Annotated in this window: 14 protein-coding genes and 1 pseudogene; 7 read left to right on the forward strand and 8 right to left on the reverse strand. The window is 72.5% G+C overall.

What is annotated here, in order from left to right; translation table 11 throughout:
* Positions 1 to 169 precede the first annotated feature (169 nt).
* Together ABZ801_RS36195 and ABZ801_RS36200 are read right to left on the reverse strand one after the other, a co-directional pair.
* Positions 170 to 754, reverse strand: coding sequence for a Uma2 family endonuclease (locus tag ABZ801_RS36195; protein ID WP_360707021.1), 585 nt, complete (start codon positions 752 to 754; stop codon positions 170 to 172).
* Between the two features lie 108 nt (positions 755 to 862).
* Entirely contained in the window at positions 863 to 1,228 is a 366-nt protein-coding gene (locus ABZ801_RS36200) for a MerR family transcriptional regulator (protein ID WP_344959678.1), read from the reverse strand.
* 54 nt (positions 1,229 to 1,282) lie between these two features.
* Between ABZ801_RS36200 and ABZ801_RS36205 the strand changes: the two genes are divergently transcribed.
* From ABZ801_RS36205 to ABZ801_RS36230, 6 genes are all read left to right on the forward strand, one after another.
* Positions 1,283 to 2,155: a polysaccharide deacetylase family protein gene (locus ABZ801_RS36205; protein ID WP_360707024.1), complete on the forward strand. Its 873-nt coding sequence runs from the start codon at positions 1,283 to 1,285 to the stop codon at positions 2,153 to 2,155.
* A 149-nt stretch (positions 2,156 to 2,304) separates the two neighbouring features.
* Positions 2,305 to 3,234 (forward strand): deoxyribose-phosphate aldolase, encoded by a 930-nt coding sequence (gene deoC, locus ABZ801_RS36210; RefSeq protein ID WP_360707027.1) that lies wholly within the window; start codon positions 2,305 to 2,307, stop codon positions 3,232 to 3,234.
* Between the two features lie 4 nt (positions 3,235 to 3,238).
* Entirely contained in the window at positions 3,239 to 4,672 is a 1,434-nt protein-coding gene (locus ABZ801_RS36215; RefSeq protein ID WP_360707029.1) for an aldehyde dehydrogenase family protein, read from the forward strand.
* 37 nt (positions 4,673 to 4,709) lie between these two features.
* Complete coding sequence (locus ABZ801_RS36220; RefSeq protein WP_360707032.1) at positions 4,710 to 5,567, forward strand: aldehyde dehydrogenase family protein; 858 nt, start codon at positions 4,710 to 4,712, stop codon at positions 5,565 to 5,567.
* 107 nt (positions 5,568 to 5,674) lie between these two features.
* Complete coding sequence (locus tag ABZ801_RS36225; protein WP_360707034.1) at positions 5,675 to 6,871, forward strand: hypothetical protein; 1,197 nt, start codon at positions 5,675 to 5,677, stop codon at positions 6,869 to 6,871.
* Between the two features lie 135 nt (positions 6,872 to 7,006).
* Positions 7,007 to 7,252: a DUF2630 family protein gene (locus ABZ801_RS36230; protein ID WP_344959666.1), complete on the forward strand. Its 246-nt coding sequence runs from the start codon at positions 7,007 to 7,009 to the stop codon at positions 7,250 to 7,252.
* Positions 7,253 to 7,326: 74 nt separating this feature from the next.
* On the opposite strand, the gene argS is transcribed toward ABZ801_RS36230, so the two are convergent.
* The 6 genes and pseudogenes from argS to ABZ801_RS36260 form a co-directional block, all read right to left on the reverse strand.
* Entirely contained in the window at positions 7,327 to 9,072 is a 1,746-nt protein-coding gene (argS, locus tag ABZ801_RS36235) for an arginine--tRNA ligase (protein ID WP_360707038.1), read from the reverse strand.
* A gap of 360 nt (positions 9,073 to 9,432) precedes the next feature.
* A pseudogene (gene plsX, locus ABZ801_RS36240) lies at positions 9,433 to 10,464 on the reverse strand (phosphate acyltransferase PlsX); the annotation flags it as partial.
* Between the two features lie 251 nt (positions 10,465 to 10,715).
* Positions 10,716 to 11,183, reverse strand: coding sequence for a hypothetical protein (locus ABZ801_RS36245; protein WP_360707041.1), 468 nt, complete (start codon positions 11,181 to 11,183; stop codon positions 10,716 to 10,718).
* Positions 11,184 to 11,264: 81 nt separating this feature from the next.
* Positions 11,265 to 11,624 carry a hypothetical protein gene (locus tag ABZ801_RS36250; RefSeq protein WP_360707043.1) on the reverse strand — a complete coding sequence of 120 codons (360 nt, stop codon included), beginning with the start codon at positions 11,622 to 11,624 and terminating at the stop codon, positions 11,265 to 11,267.
* Positions 11,612 to 12,508, reverse strand: a complete 897-nt coding sequence (locus ABZ801_RS36255) for an alpha/beta hydrolase (RefSeq protein WP_360707046.1) — start codon at positions 12,506 to 12,508, stop codon at positions 11,612 to 11,614. The genes ABZ801_RS36250 and ABZ801_RS36255 overlap by 13 nt, the downstream gene beginning before the upstream one ends.
* Positions 12,505 to 13,224, reverse strand: coding sequence for a DUF998 domain-containing protein (locus ABZ801_RS36260; RefSeq protein WP_360707049.1), 720 nt, complete (start codon positions 13,222 to 13,224; stop codon positions 12,505 to 12,507). The genes ABZ801_RS36255 and ABZ801_RS36260 overlap by 4 nt, the downstream gene beginning before the upstream one ends.
* A gap of 300 nt (positions 13,225 to 13,524) precedes the next feature.
* Between ABZ801_RS36260 and ABZ801_RS36265 the strand changes: the two genes are divergently transcribed.
* On the forward strand, positions 13,525 to 14,841 hold the full coding sequence (locus ABZ801_RS36265; protein WP_360707052.1) for a lysine 2,3-aminomutase: 1,317 nt from the start codon (positions 13,525 to 13,527) through the stop codon (positions 14,839 to 14,841).
* Position 14,842 lies beyond the last annotated feature (1 nt).

Here is a 14,842-nt window from a genome sequence, read left to right on the forward strand (position 1 = left end):
GTGTCCAGGTCTTTCGTCACAAATCGATCTTGGACACCCTCGTCGCATGTCCGCAGGCAATCCGCACGCTTCCGCCCTTGGAATCAAGCATCTAGTCGGCGAGCGAAGGCCGGATGGGCGACCTTTCGGATCAAACCATCTACACGACCGTCCGAATATCGGCCACCGCTCAGCGCTCGTTCGAGGTCTCGGCATCCTCGTAGGGAAGGAACCTGCCGCTGTCGATGGTGTAACCGCCTGCGGTGACCTCGTCACCGAACACGTAGTCGTGACGGACCCGGTAACGCATGCCGTCGGGGCCGCGGGCCGGGCCGCTGAACACCGTCACCGTTGATTTGCGCGGGTCGATGATCATGTAGGTGGGGATCCCCATTGCCGGGTAGTCGACGGTCTTGCGTTCGTAGTCGTTGTCCGGGTTCGGCTCGGATACGACTTCGGCGACGAGTTCGACATCCGCGGGACGCAGATATGTCTCGCCCGGACGCTCCAAAGCCGCTTCGGGAATCACTACCAGATCAGGCTTGCGCATCCTGCCGGTGATCGGATCGTCGATCTCGGCCGTCCCGGCGTGCGCCAGCATGCCTGACGCCAACTGAGGCTGCAGTTGGCGTTGCAGGCGGCTGGTGGCCAGCTCATGCCGGTTGACCGGGCTCGTCATCACGTGGACTCCCTGGTCGTCCAACTCCACGCCATAGGCGTCCAGGCGTTCCATGATTTCGATCGCTGTGGGGCGCAGTCGGTCGTACGGCCTCATGCCACCATCCTCATCGGTCAGCCGGCGTGCAGGGTGTCGCCGCTGCGAGCTTGACGTCACCCTATGACGTCGAGGGGGTTCGCGTGTGACGTTGTGTGGTCGCCGGGGCTAGGAGTGGTGTTGCGCCGCGGTGTCGATGACCTGGTCGAGGATCTCGCGGGAGTTGGTCAGTTCGTTGATCATGCGGTCGATGCGGTCGCGTTCGGCGATCAGGTCGGTGACGAGGCGGGGAGTGGCGATCTCGGAGGGGCCGCCGTCCGCGTCGCGCATGCAGGGGAGCAGTTCGGCGATCTTCTTGCTGTGCAGGCCCGCGGCGAACAGCTCCTGGATGCGGATGACCCGGTCGACCGCCTGTTCGGGGTAGTCGCGCTGACCGCCGGAGGTGCGGTCGGGGACCAGCAGGCCCTGCTGCTCGTAGTAGCGCAGGGAGCGTGTGCTCACGCCGGTGCGCCGGGCGAGTTCGCCGATCCGCATGTGAGGCCTCCCGGGCTTGAACTTCACATCAATGTCAAGTTTTACCGTACCGGCATGGCGAACAACGAGCTCTACGACTACAGCCCGATCACCGAGCGTCCGTCCATCAGCTGGCCCGGCGGCAAGAAGGTCGCCTTCTACGTCGGTCTCAACGTCGAGCACTTCCTGATCGACCGTCCGTCCACCAGCATCTGGCCGGGGACGGCGGACCTGGTTCCGGACGCGCTCAACTTCGGATGGCGCGACTACGGGGTCCGGGTGGGCATCTGGCGGATGGCGGAGAGCATGGACCGGCACGGCGTCCGGGCGAGCGTGCTGCTGAACTCCGACGTCGTCCACCACTATCCGCAGATCATCAAGGCCGGGGTGGAGCGGGACTGGGCCTGGCTGGCGCACGGGCGCACCAACTCGGTCCTGCACACGGGGATGGACCTGGAGGAGGAGCGCCGGGTCCTCACCGAGATCGTCGACACCATCGCGGAGGGAACGGGACGGCGGCCGCGGGGCTGGATGGGCCCGGGGCTGACCGAGACGTTCAACACGCCCGCGCTGCTCGCCGAGCTGGGCCTGAGCTACGTGCTCGACTGGACGAACGACGACCAGCCCTACCCGCTGAGGGTGCCCGGCGTGATCAGCGTCCCGTACACGGTCGAGCTCAACGACCTCATGCTGTTCGGCAACGGCACCACCGGGCCGCAGTTCCTGCAGCTCGTCAAGGACCAGTACGAGCAGTTGCGCGCCGACTCCGAGCACAGCGGACGGGTCATGGCGCTGGCCGTGCACCCCTTCGCGATCGGTCAGGCGTTCCGGGCCAAGTATTTCGACCAGGCGCTGGAGTACCTGGCGGCGCAGCCGGACGTCTGGCTGACCACCAGTGACGAGATCGCCGAGCACTACCGCCGCACCGTGCTCGGCGAGGGCGAATAGCGGGAGTCCTCGCCGACCCGCGCCTGCCGATGGCGGTGGGCTTCGCCGTGCCGCCGTCCGGTGGTCGGTGAGGGCGCGCGGCCGGGTGCGGAGCCGTTCGGAGGCGGGTCCGTTTTGTGCAGGTGGGTTGCGTAGGCGATGCTGGGGGCGTGTCAACGGAGACTGTTGCCGGTGCGGCGGAGCTGCGCGACTTCCTGCACGGCCTGCCCGGAGTGGACCAGGTCGGCGTGGAGGAGCGGGCCGCGCGCCTGGCCACGCGTTCGATCAAGACGTCCGCCAAGGCGCAGGCCATCGACGCGGCGATCGCGATGGTGGACCTGACGACGCTGGAGGGCGCCGACACCCCGGGCAAGGTGCGGGCGCTGTGCGCCAAGGCGCTGCGGCCCGACCCCGACGACCCTGCCGTGCCCCGGGTGGCCGCCGTCTGCGTCTACTCCGACCTGGTCGGGGTGGCCGTGGAGGCGCTGAGGGGCAGCGACGTGAAGGTCGCCAGCGTCGCGACGTCGTTCCCGTCCGGGCGGGCGCCGCTGGCGGCCAAGCTCGCCGACACCCGGGCCGCGGTCGAGGCGGGCGCCGACGAGATCGACATGGTGATCGACCGGGGCGCGTTCCTCGCGGGCGACTACGGCAAGGTGTTCGACGAGATCGCCGCGGTCAGGGAGGCGTGCGGGGACGCGCACCTGAAGGTGATCCTGGAGACCGGCGAGCTGGTCACCTATGACAACGTGCGGCGCGCCTCCTGGCTGGCGATGCGGGCGGGCGCGGACTTCATCAAGACCTCCACGGGCAAGGTGTCGCCCGCGGCGACGCTGCCGGTGACGCTGGTGATGCTGGAGGCGGTGCGCGACTTCCGCGCCGCCACGGGACGGCAGGTCGGGGTGAAGCCGGCGGGCGGCATCCGCACCACCAAGGACGCGATCCGGCACCTGGTGCTGGTCAACGAGACCGCCGGGCCGGACTGGCTGACCCCCGAGTGGTTCCGCCTCGGCGCGTCCAGCCTGCTCAACGACCTGCTGATGCAGCGGCGCAAGCTGGCCGACGGCGTGTACCAGGGCCCCGACTACTTCACCGTGGACTGACGTGATGAACTTCGACTACGCGCCCGCGCCCGAGTCCGCCTCGATCGTCGACATCCGTCCGTCGTACGGGCTGTTCGTCGACGGCGAGTTCACCGACCCGGCGGACGGACGATCGTTCAAGTCGGTGAACCCGGCCACCGAGGAGGTGCTGGCCGAGGTCGCCGAGGCGGGCGCCGAGGACGTGGACCGGGCCGTGGCCGCCGCGCGCGCCGCCTACGAGAACGTCTGGGGCCCCATGCCGGGCCGGGAACGCGCCAAGTACCTGTACCGGATCGCCCGGCTCATCCAGGAGCGGTCGCGCGAGCTGGCCGTCCTGGAGTCGATCGACAACGGCAAGCCCATCCGCGAGTCGCGGGACGTGGACCTGCCGCTGGTCGCGGCGCACTTCTTCTACCACGCCGGCTGGGCCGACAAGCTCTCCTACGCGGGGTACGGGCCCGACCCGCGGCCGCTGGGCGTGGCCGCGCAGGTGATCCCGTGGAACTTCCCGCTGCTGATGCTGGCCTGGAAGATCGCCCCGGCGCTGGCGTGCGGGAACACCGTCGTGCTCAAGCCCGCCGAGACGACCCCGCTGACCGCGCTGGTGTTCGCCGAGATCTGCCGGCAGGCGGACCTGCCGAAGGGCGTGGTCAACGTCGTCACCGGCGCGGGCGAGACCGGGCGGCTGCTCGTCGAGCACGACGGCGTCGACAAGGTGGCGTTCACCGGGTCGACGGAGGTCGGCAAGCAGATCGCGCGGTCGGTGGCCGGGACGCGCAAGAAGCTGACGCTGGAACTGGGCGGCAAGGCCGCCAACGTGGTGTTCGACGACGCGCCGCTCGACCAGGCGGTGGAGGGCGTCGTCAACGGGATCTTCTTCAACCAGGGGCACGTGTGCTGCGCCGGGTCCCGGCTGCTGGTGCAGGAGTCGGTCGCCGAGGAGCTGCTCGACAGGCTGAAGACGCGGATGGCCACGCTGCGCGTCGGCGACCCGCTGGACAAGAACACCGACGTCGGCGCCATCAACTCGGCCGCGCAGCTGGAGAAGATCCGGATGCTGTCGGAGGTCGGCGAGCGGGAGGGCGCGCAGCGCTGGTCCCCGCCGTGCGAGCTGCCGGACCGCGGCTACTGGTTCGCCCCCACGCTGTTCACCGGCGTCGCGCAGTCGCACCGCATCGCCCGCGAGGAGATCTTCGGGCCGGTGCTGTCGGTGCTGACGTTCCGCACCCCCGACGAGGCCGTCGCCAAGGCCAACAACACCCCCTACGGACTGTCGGCCGGGGTCTGGACGGAGAAGGGCTCGCGCATCCTGTGGATGGCCGAGCGGCTGCGCGCCGGGGTCGTGTGGGCCAACACGTTCAACAAGTTCGATCCGACGTCGCCGTTCGGCGGCTACAAGGAATCCGGGTTCGGCCGCGAGGGCGGGCGGCATGGGCTGGAGGCGTACCTCAATGTCTAAGCCGGGGGGTGTGGGGGGTCGTCTCCCCACAGAGAACATGTCTGAGCAGAGGCTGGCCGTTCGTAAGACCTACAAGCTGTTCGTCGGGGGAGCCTTCCCCCGGTCCGAGTCCGGCAGGACCTACCCCGTGAACGACGCCAAGGGCCGTTTCCTGGCCAACGCCTCCCAGGCTTCGCGCAAGGACGTGCGGGACGCGGTGAGCGCGGCCCGCAAGGCGTTCGGCGGCTGGTCGGGGCGCACCCCCTACAACCGGGGGCAGATCCTCTACCGCGTCGCCGAGATGCTGGAGGGACGGCACGCGCAGTTCGTCGACGAGCTGCGCGCCGCCGGGCTCGGCAAGAACGCGGCGGCCGACGAGGTGGACGCCGCCGTCGACCGCTGGGTGTGGTACGCGGGCTGGGCCGACAAGCTCGGCGCCGTCGCCGGGGCGGCCAACCCCGTCGCCGGGCCGTACTTCAACTTCTCCACGCCGGAACCCACCGGCGTGGTCGGCGTGGTCGCGCCCGACTCGCCGCTGCTGGGGCTGGTGTCGGTCGTCGCGCCGGTCATCGTGTCCGGCAACACGTGCGTGGTGGTCGCGTCCGAGCCGGCGCCGCTGCCCGCCGTCACGCTGGCCGAGGTGCTGGCGACGTCCGACCTGCCCGGCGGCGTCGTCAACATCCTCACCGGACGGCGCGCCGAGCTCGCGCCGTGGCTGGCCTCGCACCTGGACGTCAACGCGCTCGACCTCGCCGGCGTCCCGGACGAGGAGGTGGGGCCGCTGGAGGAGGCCGCCGCGGGCAACCTCAAGCGCGTGCTGCGCCCCACCGGCGCCGACTGGACGGGCGCCCCTGGCACGCGGCGCCTGACCGCGTTCCTGGAAACCAAGACGGTGTGGCATCCGGTGGGTGTCTGACGCGTTTGAGCTGGGCATTCTCGGAGAGTGTGCAAGCGGACGGTGTGTAGAGCCCGACCAACAGTGGAATAGTCCCCCCACAACTGATCATCACGGGGGGTAGATCAGTGGCTACCAGAACCGCATCGCGTACGACGTCGAGCCGAGGTACGGCCGGTCGTACGAAGAGCGCCGCCAAGAGCGCCACGAAGAGCGCGACCAGTGCGGCCAAAAGCGCGACGCGCGGCGCGACCAAGCGTGCGAGCGCCGCCACGGGCGCCGCCAAGGGAGCGGCGAAGACCGCCGCGAAGACGGCGGCCAAGGGCGCGGCCGCGGGCAAGCGCACCAGTGCCGCGCGCACCACCACCGCGTCGCGGACCACCGCCACGGCCCGGCGGAGCACCGGCACGACCACCGCGCGGCGCGGCACCACGTCGCGGTCCACCGGCACCACCCGGCGGACCACGACGGCGCGCAAGCCGGCGACGTCCCGGGCGACCACGTCCCGGGCGACGACGTCGCGCGGCGCCGGCACGACCGGCGCCAGCCGCACGCAGACCGCGGCCGCCAACAAGGTGACCCAGGCCGCGACGCAGGCCAAGTCGGCGGCCACCCAGATGAAGTCGGTGGCGTCCAAGGCGTCCTCGTCGGCCAAGGCCATGACCGCCATGACCAAGGCGATGACGACCGCGACGAAGGCGATGGCCGACGCCGCCAGGGCGATGAGCTCCGCGGCCACGGCCATCACCAAGGTCAAGCCGCCGACGTCCGCCGGGACGACGACCGGGCGCCGGTCCACCACGTCCAAGACGGGCACCACGGCCGCCGGGCGTTCGCGCAGCACGACCACCGGACGCACGACGACCGGACGCTCGACGACGGGACGTTCGACGGCCGGACGCACCACCAGCGGACGCGGCACGACCGGACGCGCCACGACCTCGCGCGCCAAGGCCGCGACCACCGGCACCCGGCGCGGCACGACCGGCACCACGACCGCACGCCGGTCGACGACCTCGTCGCGCGCCGCGGGCACGACCCGCAAGACGGCGGGCACGTCCAAGGCGGCCACGACGCGCCGCACCGCGACCGCCGCCAAGCCGCGCGCGACCCGTGCCCGGTCGACCACCGCCGCGGCCGAGCAGGCCGCGCCCGAGCGGCCCGCCGAGGAGACGACGCAGACGACGCAGACCCCGGCGCCCGAACAGCAGGCGCCGCACGTCGAGCCGAAGTCCGACCTGGGCCTGCCGCACTCCACGACCACCGACGGAGGGTTCCTGTCCGGGCTGTCCGGCGGCGGAGGCGGCTCGCAAGAGGGTGCCTGACCGGCGGCGTCGCCCCGTCTCGCCGTTCCGCGCGACGCGTCGCGGCACGGCCCGCGCAACGTGCCGCGAACGCCTCGCGGCACGGGCCCGCGGGACGGGGCTTCGCCGCCGCTCCACACCCGGGGCGGAGATCCCATGGACGAGAAGGCCATCTTCGAGCGCATCGGCGACTACGTCGCCGAGGAGCAGCGGCTGCGCGAGCGGTACCAGCGACGGGAACTGAGCGGGGCCGAGGAGCACCAGCGCCTCCGGGAACTGGAGGTCGCCCTCGACCAGTGCTGGGACCTGCTGCGCCAGCGCCGGGCCCGCCGGGCGGCGGGCCAGAACCCCGACGACGCCGAGCCGCGCCCGGCCGGCGAGGTCGAGAACTACCTGCAGTAGAGAACCTGCGGCAGGACGACCCGGCAGGCCGCCGGACGCGCGCCCGGCGCGGCGTCACATGCGCTCGCGCGGTGTCACATGCGCTCGGGGGTGGGCACTCCGAGAAGGTGAAGGCCGGTCTCCAGGGTGCGCAGGGTCGCCGCGCACAGCGCCAGCCGCGACGCCTTGGTCTCCTCGTCGGGCGCCTGCAGGACGGGGCAGTTCTCGTAGAACGAGGTGTAGGCGTCCGCCACCGAGAACACGTAGGCGGCCAGCTTGTGCGGCTCGGCCGACTCACCGGCCTGCGCGACGGCCGCGCCGAAGCCCAGCAGCCGCAGCGCCAGCGCCCGCTCGGCCGGGTGCCCGATCTTGACGGGGCCGGTGGCGGTGTCGGGGTCCACGCCGCCCCTGCGGAAGATCGACCGGATCCGCGCGGCCGCGTACTGCAGGTACGGGCCGGTGTTGCCCTTGAAGGCGATCATCCGGTCGAAGTCGAAGACGTACTCGCTGTCGCGGGCCACCGACAGGTCGGCGTACTTGACCGCGCCGATGCCGACCGCCTCGACGATCTCCGCCCGGGTGGCCTCGTCGAACGCCTCCTCGTGCGGCACCTCGTCGAACGCCCGGCCGGCCCGCTCGACGGCCTCGTCGAGCAGTTCGGCCAGCTTGACGGTGCCGCCCGCCCGGGTGCGCAGGATCTTGCCGTCGGTGCCCAGCACGTTGCCGATCTGGGCGTGCTCGGCCCGCACCTCCTCGTTCAGCCAGCCCGCCATCCGGGCCACCGCGAACACCATCTGGAAGTGCAGCGCCTGCGGCGCGCCCACCACGTAGATCATCCGGTCGGCGTGCTCGACGTCCACCCGGTACCGGACGGTGGCCAGGTCGGAGGTGGAGTAGTTGTAGCCGCCGTCCCGCTTGCGGATGATCACCGGCAGCGGCTCGCCGTCCCGGCCGGTGAACCCGGGCGGGAACGCGCACAGCGCGCCGTCGCTGAGCGCGGCGATGCCCTTGTCCTCCAGCTCCTGGACGGTCGGGCCGAGCATGTCGTTGTAGAAGCTCTCGCCCTTGATGTCGTCGTCGCTCAGCGTCACCCCGAGCCGCGCGTAGACGGAGTTGAAGTAGCGCTTGGAGACGTCCACCAGGATCTGCCACAGCCGCAGCGTCTCGGGGTCGCCCGCCTGCAGCTCGACCACCCGCTGCCGCGACCGCTCGGCGAACGCCGGGTCGCCGTCGAACTTCTGCCGCGCGGCCTGGTAGAACGCGGTCAGGTCCGACACCGACGAGTCGTCGCGCGCCGCCGCCTCCTCGCCCAGGTCGAGCAGGTGCTCGATGAGCATGCCGAACGGGGTGCCCCAGTCGCCGACGTGGTTGTCGCGGACGACGTGGTGCCCGAGGAACTCCAGGATGCGGGCGATGGAGTCGCCCACGATCGTGGTGCGCAGGTGCCCGACGTGCATCTCCTTGGCCACGTTCGGCGAGGAGTACTCGACGATCACCTTCTGCGGCGACTCGACCGGCGGCACCGCCAGCCGCTCGTCGGCCAGCACCCGGCCGGTCTGCTCGGCGATCCAGGTGTCGCTGAGCGTCAGGTTGATGAAGCCCGGCCCGCTGACCTCGACCTTGGCGATGACGTCGCCGGTGTCCAGGTGCGCCACGATCTCGTCGGCCAGCTCTCGCGGCTTGCGCCCCACCTTCTTGGCCAGCGCCAGGGCGGCGTTGGCCTGCAGGTCGGCGAACTGCGACGGCCGGATGACCGGGTCGGCGTCCGCGTGGGACGGCCCGAGGACGGCGGCGAGCGCGTCCCGGACCCGGGCGGCGAGGACGAGTTGTGGATCGGGCATGGCCCAAGGTTATCGGGGGCGCCCCCATGCCCCGGTAACGAATTCCGGGGCTCGGCGGCGTCAGGCGGCGGGTCAGGTGCCCGCGGGCGGCTCCTGCCCTTCGGCGACGAGTTCCGGTCGCTCGGCGGGCTCGGCCGCCGCTAACTCGGCCGGGGGCGGCGGGTTCTCCTCGTCGGGGGCCCTCTCCGGCTGCTTCGGGGGATTCTCGGCGGCGCCTTCGCCGGGGGCGGGAGGCTCCGCGGACGGCTCGGCGGGGGCCGCCTCGGCGGCCCTGTCCTTCTCGGCTGCCCTGTCCTTCTCGGCGGCCCGGTCGTCGCGGTCGCCGTGCGTCCAGCGGCCGAACCGGGACGTGCGGGTCGCCGCGACCTGCTCGCGGACCTTCTCCACGATGCGTCCGGCGGCCAGGTCGTGGGCGAGCGCGCAGGCCGAGGCGATGGCGCGGGCGTGGGAGGCGCCGTGCGCGATGACCACCGTGCCGTTCAGGCCGAGCAGCACCCCGCCGCCGTAGGTCTCCGAGTCGAACCGCTCGCGCAGGCCGAGCAGGCGGCGGCGCTGCAGCAGCGCGCCCACCCGGGCGGTGCGGGTGGCGGTGAGCGCCGAGCGGACCTCGGCGGACGCCATCCGCATGGCGCCCTCCAGGGTCTTCAGCGCCACGTTGCCGGTGAACCCGTCGGTGACCACGACGTCCACGGCGCCGCTCAGCAGGCCGTCGCCCTCCACGTTCCCGGCGAACTCGATGCCGGGCTGGCCCCCGGCGAGCAGCTCGTACGCCCGCTTGGTGACCTTGTCGCCCTTGCCCGGCTCGGCGCCGATGTTCAGCAGCCCCACCCGGGGCCGCGCCAGGCCGAGCCGCACCTGCGCGTAGGCGGTGCCGAACGCGGCGAACTGCACCAGCGTCTCGGGCTTGACGTCGGCGGTGGCACCCGCGTCCAGGAGCACGGTGGGGCGCGGGCGGGTGGGCAGCGTCACCGCGATCGCCGGGCGCATCACGCCCTGCTGGCCCTTGAGCCGCAGCCGCGCGGTGGCCACCACGCCCGCGGTGGTGCCCGCCGACACCAGCGCCGACGCCCGGCCCTGCTTGACCAGGTGGCAGGCGATCGCCACCGACGAGCGCGGTTTGCGCCAGCTGGCCAGCGCGCCCTCGTCCATGCTGAGCGCCTCGTCGGCGTGCACGATCGGGATGCGCCCGGCCATGCCGAGCCGGTCCAGCCGGGCCCGGATCCGCGGCGCCTGCCCGACCAGCACCAGCCGGACCCCGTGCTCGCGCACCGCCGCCACCGCACCCGTGATGATCTCGTCGGGGCCGTGGTCGCCGCCCATGGTGTCCACCGCGACCGGGGCGGGCCCTGCCCGCCGCGCCGTGCGGTGCGACGGCTCGGCTCGGCCGGTCATGTGGGGCTCCAGGGTGTCTCCAGAGCGGGCTCCAGGCGTGTGCGGGCGTCTCCCGGGCGTCTCCCCGGCGCCGTGCGGGGGAGACCGACGGGTGCTGCGGCGCCGCCCCGATGCCGGACGGCGATGACGGCAGCTCATCGCATGGTAGGCCGTCCGCCCGGATGCCGTGACCGCCGGGTCGCCTCCGGGCGCCGCCGTGTCGCGCTCGCGGCGCGGCTTCCGGGCGGGGGCCGAGCGGGTCCCGGTACGGGTCAGCCGCCGGTCGCGCGGCAGTCCTCGCCCAGGCAGGAGCTGTTCTGCACCAGCGGACGCCCGTCCACCAGGATCGTGAAGTAGTTCTGCCGCGTGTGGTCGTCGCCGGTGCCGATGACCTGCACCGCCCTGCGGTCGCCGGTGACGCCCTCGCAGCCGACCCGCAGCCGCTCCTCGGTCCAGCCGGGGATGTCGCGGCAGCGCAGCGCGCCGTGCAGGGTGACGCCGCGGGCCCGCAGCTCGTCGGCGGCGGTCCGCGGCAGGGCCCGGCGAAGCTCGTCCTGGCTCCCGTACCGAGGCCCTCCGCGGCCGGCGAGCACCAGGTAGACGACGCCCGTGACCACGCCCGCCACCGCCAGGGCGGCGATCCCGACGACCAAGGCTCTGACCCGCGTGATCTTCACGGCTGTGACGTCACCCGGCGGCGGCCGGGCATGCCGGGCCGCGCCGAGATTTTCCCTGACCATGCGGTGTCCTTGCGGGTTCATCGCCGTCACCGCGTGCGCCCGCCGCGCCGATGTGCAAGCCGCCCGGCGCGCGGCGGCCGGTCAGGTGCAGGCGCGGCCCAGGCAGTCGGCGGTCATCAGGCTCCGCCCGCCGACGGTGATGACGTAGCGCTCGCGTGGACGCCGGGTGTCGGCCTCGGTGGCGACGCCCGTCACCACGACGGGCGCCCCCTCGGCCGTACGGCCCGTGCAGCGGATGCGCATCACCGACTCGGGCCCGCCCTCCGGCGTGGCGCACGACAGGCGCCCCTGGAGGCGGACACCGCGTTCGCCCAGCTCGACGGCGGCGCCGTCGGCCACGGCGTTGCGGTAGGCGCCCTCGGAGATGCGCTTCATCACGTCGCAGCCGCTGAGCGTCAGCACCAGCAGCGCGGCCGGCAGGACGGCGCTCAGCCGCCGCACGCGCGGTCCTCTGGGGCGGCCCCGGCGGCGCCCTCGGGTCCCGTCACCTCGGCGACCGCGGCGGCGACGGCGTCCGGCTCGTCGATCATCAGCATGTGCCGGGCGTCGCGGAACACCACCTGGCGTCCGTGCGGGCTCATCGCGGCCAGCTCCTCATGGGTTCTCCTCCACTGCTCGGCGCGGCGGCGGGTGTGCTGGTCGCCGAGCGCGGTCAGCACCACCAGCGGGACGGGCGGGAAGGGACGGCGGCGGCGCAGCCGGTGCAGGTCGAGGGCCATCTCGCGGTAGGCGAGGTTCTCGGCCAGCACCGTGCCGGCCACCGTTCCCCGCCCGTACACCCGCCTGATCAGGGCCGGGGACGCCACGTCGCCGCGGCGGCTGGTGCGGCGCAGCACCAGCCGGCGCCCCGCCGGGCCGACGATCCCGGCGAGCCGCGTGGCGTCCAGCAGCCGGGCCAGCGCCGTGGTCAGCGGGGTCAGCGCGGCGGCCTTGCGGAGCCGCACGCGCGGGTCGCGTTCGGCGCTCGGGTCGACCAGCACCAGCCCGGCGACCAGGTCCGGGCGCAGCCGGGCCAGCGCCTCGGCGGGGAAGGCGGCCATCGAGTGCGCCACCGGCACCACCGGCGACCCGGCCGCCTCGGCCAGGTCCTCCAGGATCCGCAGGTCGCGGCGCAGGCTGGGCGGCGCGTGCCCGGCCGGGCTGAGGCCGAGGCCGGGACGGTCGAACGCGATCGTCCGGTGCCGTCCGGCGAGCAGGTCGACCACCCGCGTCCAGTCGAACCAGGCCCCGCCGAGCCCGGTCGTCAGCAGCGCGACCGGGCCGTCGGCGGGACCGCGCGCGACCACGTGGACCTGCTCGCCTCCCGCGTACTCGACCCTGCTCACAGCGCCGCCTCCTCCGCTGCCGGGGATTCGGCGGGGCGCCGGGCGGCGCGCCGTTCCTGGGCCAGCGCCCACGTGACGGCCAGCAGCCCCAGCACCAGCACGGCGATCTGGCCGCGCTGGATGATCCCGAGCCACCGGCCCTCCACCATCGCCGCCATGGTGGCCAGCGCGAGCAGCGTCTCGACGGCCGCCAGCGGAAGGCCCCAGCGGGCCAGCGCGGGCCAGCGCCCGTACCGGCGGGCGGCGATCGCCAGCGCCGCCAGCGCCGCCACCCCGAAGGCGATCACCAGGCTGCTGGTGACGGCGTGGAACTCGTGCGAGAACGACACGTTGCCGGACCGTTCGCGCAGCGCGCACCCCGACTCCAGGCTGGGCGCGCAGTCCAGCGGGAACACCGCGTCGCCGATGGCGCACAGCCCGAACAGGGCCAGCAGGATCCAGCCGGTGACGGCCCAGCGCAGCCCCCACGTGGCGCGCAGCGCGACGAGCGCCACGATGATCGTCAGTACGCCGGTGGCGAAATCCCCGCCGCTGTAGACGGAGTGGTACGGCTGGTCCACGGCCGACAGCTCGCTGACGTAGCTGTTGACCACGTCGATGTCGGGACTGAGGAGATGTTCGAGCAGGAAGGTGCTGTAGGTGACGGCCGCCAGGCCGGCCAGTGGCACGGCGACGGCCGGCACGCCCTGGTCGCGGTCGCGCTCCGGTGCGTCCACGTGCCCCCCTTTGTGTCGGCACGGCATCCGCGGCTGTGACGTTGCCCAGCATAGGGACGCCGGGGCCCGCGCTATTGCACGACCCGTTATCGATCATGCATCCGACGGCTAGATTGTCCGATGATGTCGCAGTTTGTCAGGCTTGTGGTTGACCAGCATCTTTGTACCGTGAGAGGGGTATCTCTTTAGGATCCACGGGGGTTCGACCACCGGCACCGGCGGCGGGCCCCGCCGGGATCACCCACCGTGACGACGCGCCGACCGGTGCGTTCCCCGCTGACAGTCAAGGAGTACCAACACGTGACATTGGTGAACGACGCGGCTCCCGCGGTGCGATCCACCGGTCGTAAGTTCCGCGCCTTCACGGCCAAGCACCTCGACGAGCTCACCGCGCGCGCGGGGCTGACCCCCGAACAGCGGCTCGCCACCCGGGCCGTGGCGACGGTCCTGCCCTTCCGGACCAACGCCTACGTGGTCGAGGAGCTCATCGACTGGTCCGCGGCCCCCGACGACCCCGTCTACCGGCTGGTGTTCCCGCAGCCGGACATGCTCCCGGCCGACGACGTCGCGCACCTGAGCGACCTGCTGCGCCGGGACGCCCCCAAGGCGGAGATCGACGCGGCCGCGCACGCCGTCCGCATGCGCCTCAACCCGCATCCCGCGGGGCAGCTGGAGCTGAACATCCCCAGCTTCGGCGACGGCAAGATCCCCGGGCTCCAGCACAAGTACGACGAGACCGTGCTGTACTTCCCCAAACAGGGGCAGACCTGTCACGCCTACTGCACCTACTGCTTCCGGTGGGCGCAGTTCGTCGGCGAGCCCGACCTGAAGATGGCCGGGGACGACGCCCTCCAGCTGCGCGACTACGTCAGGGCGCACCCGGAGGTCACCAGCGTCCTGTTCACCGGCGGCGACGCCATGATCATGGGCGAGCCGGTGCTGCGCCGCTACGTCGAGCCGCTGCTGGAGCTGGAGCAGCTGGAGTCGATCCGCATCGGCACCAAGGCCCTGGCCTACTGGCCGCAGAAGTTCGTCACCGACCCCGACGCCGACGACATGCTCCGGCTGTTCGAGCAGGTCGTGGAGTCGGGCAAGAACCTGGCCTTCCAGGCGCACTTCACCCACCCGCGCGAGCTGGAGCCGCTGGTCGTCACCGAGGCGGTGCGCCGCATCCGCGACACCGGCGCGGTCATCCGCACCCAGGCCCCGCTCATCCGCACCATCAACGACGACCCCCGCGTGTGGGAGCACATGTGGCGGCAGCAGACCCGCATGGGCATGGTGCCGTACTACATGTTCGTGGAGCGTGACACCGGGCCGCAGGACTACTTCGCCGTCCCGCTGGCCCGGGCGGTGGACATCTTCCGCGACGCCTACAAGAACGTCTCCGGCATCTCCCGCACCGTCCGCGGGCCGTCCATGTCCGCCACCCCCGGCAAGGTGTGCGTGGACGGCGTCGTCGAGCTGGCCGGCCAGAAGGTCTTCGCGCTGCACTTCATCCAGTGCCGCGACGCCGACCTGGTCAACCGCCCCTTCTTCGCCGAGTACGACCCCGACGCCGTGTGGCTGGACGATCTCAAACCCGCCTTCGCCGACCGCTTCCCCTTCCAGCGGTAGC

Origin of the sequence: Actinomadura sp. NPDC047616 (assembly GCF_040642915.1) — a bacterium.
Classification (GTDB): domain Bacteria; phylum Actinomycetota; class Actinomycetes; order Streptosporangiales; family Streptosporangiaceae; genus Spirillospora; species Spirillospora miaoliensis.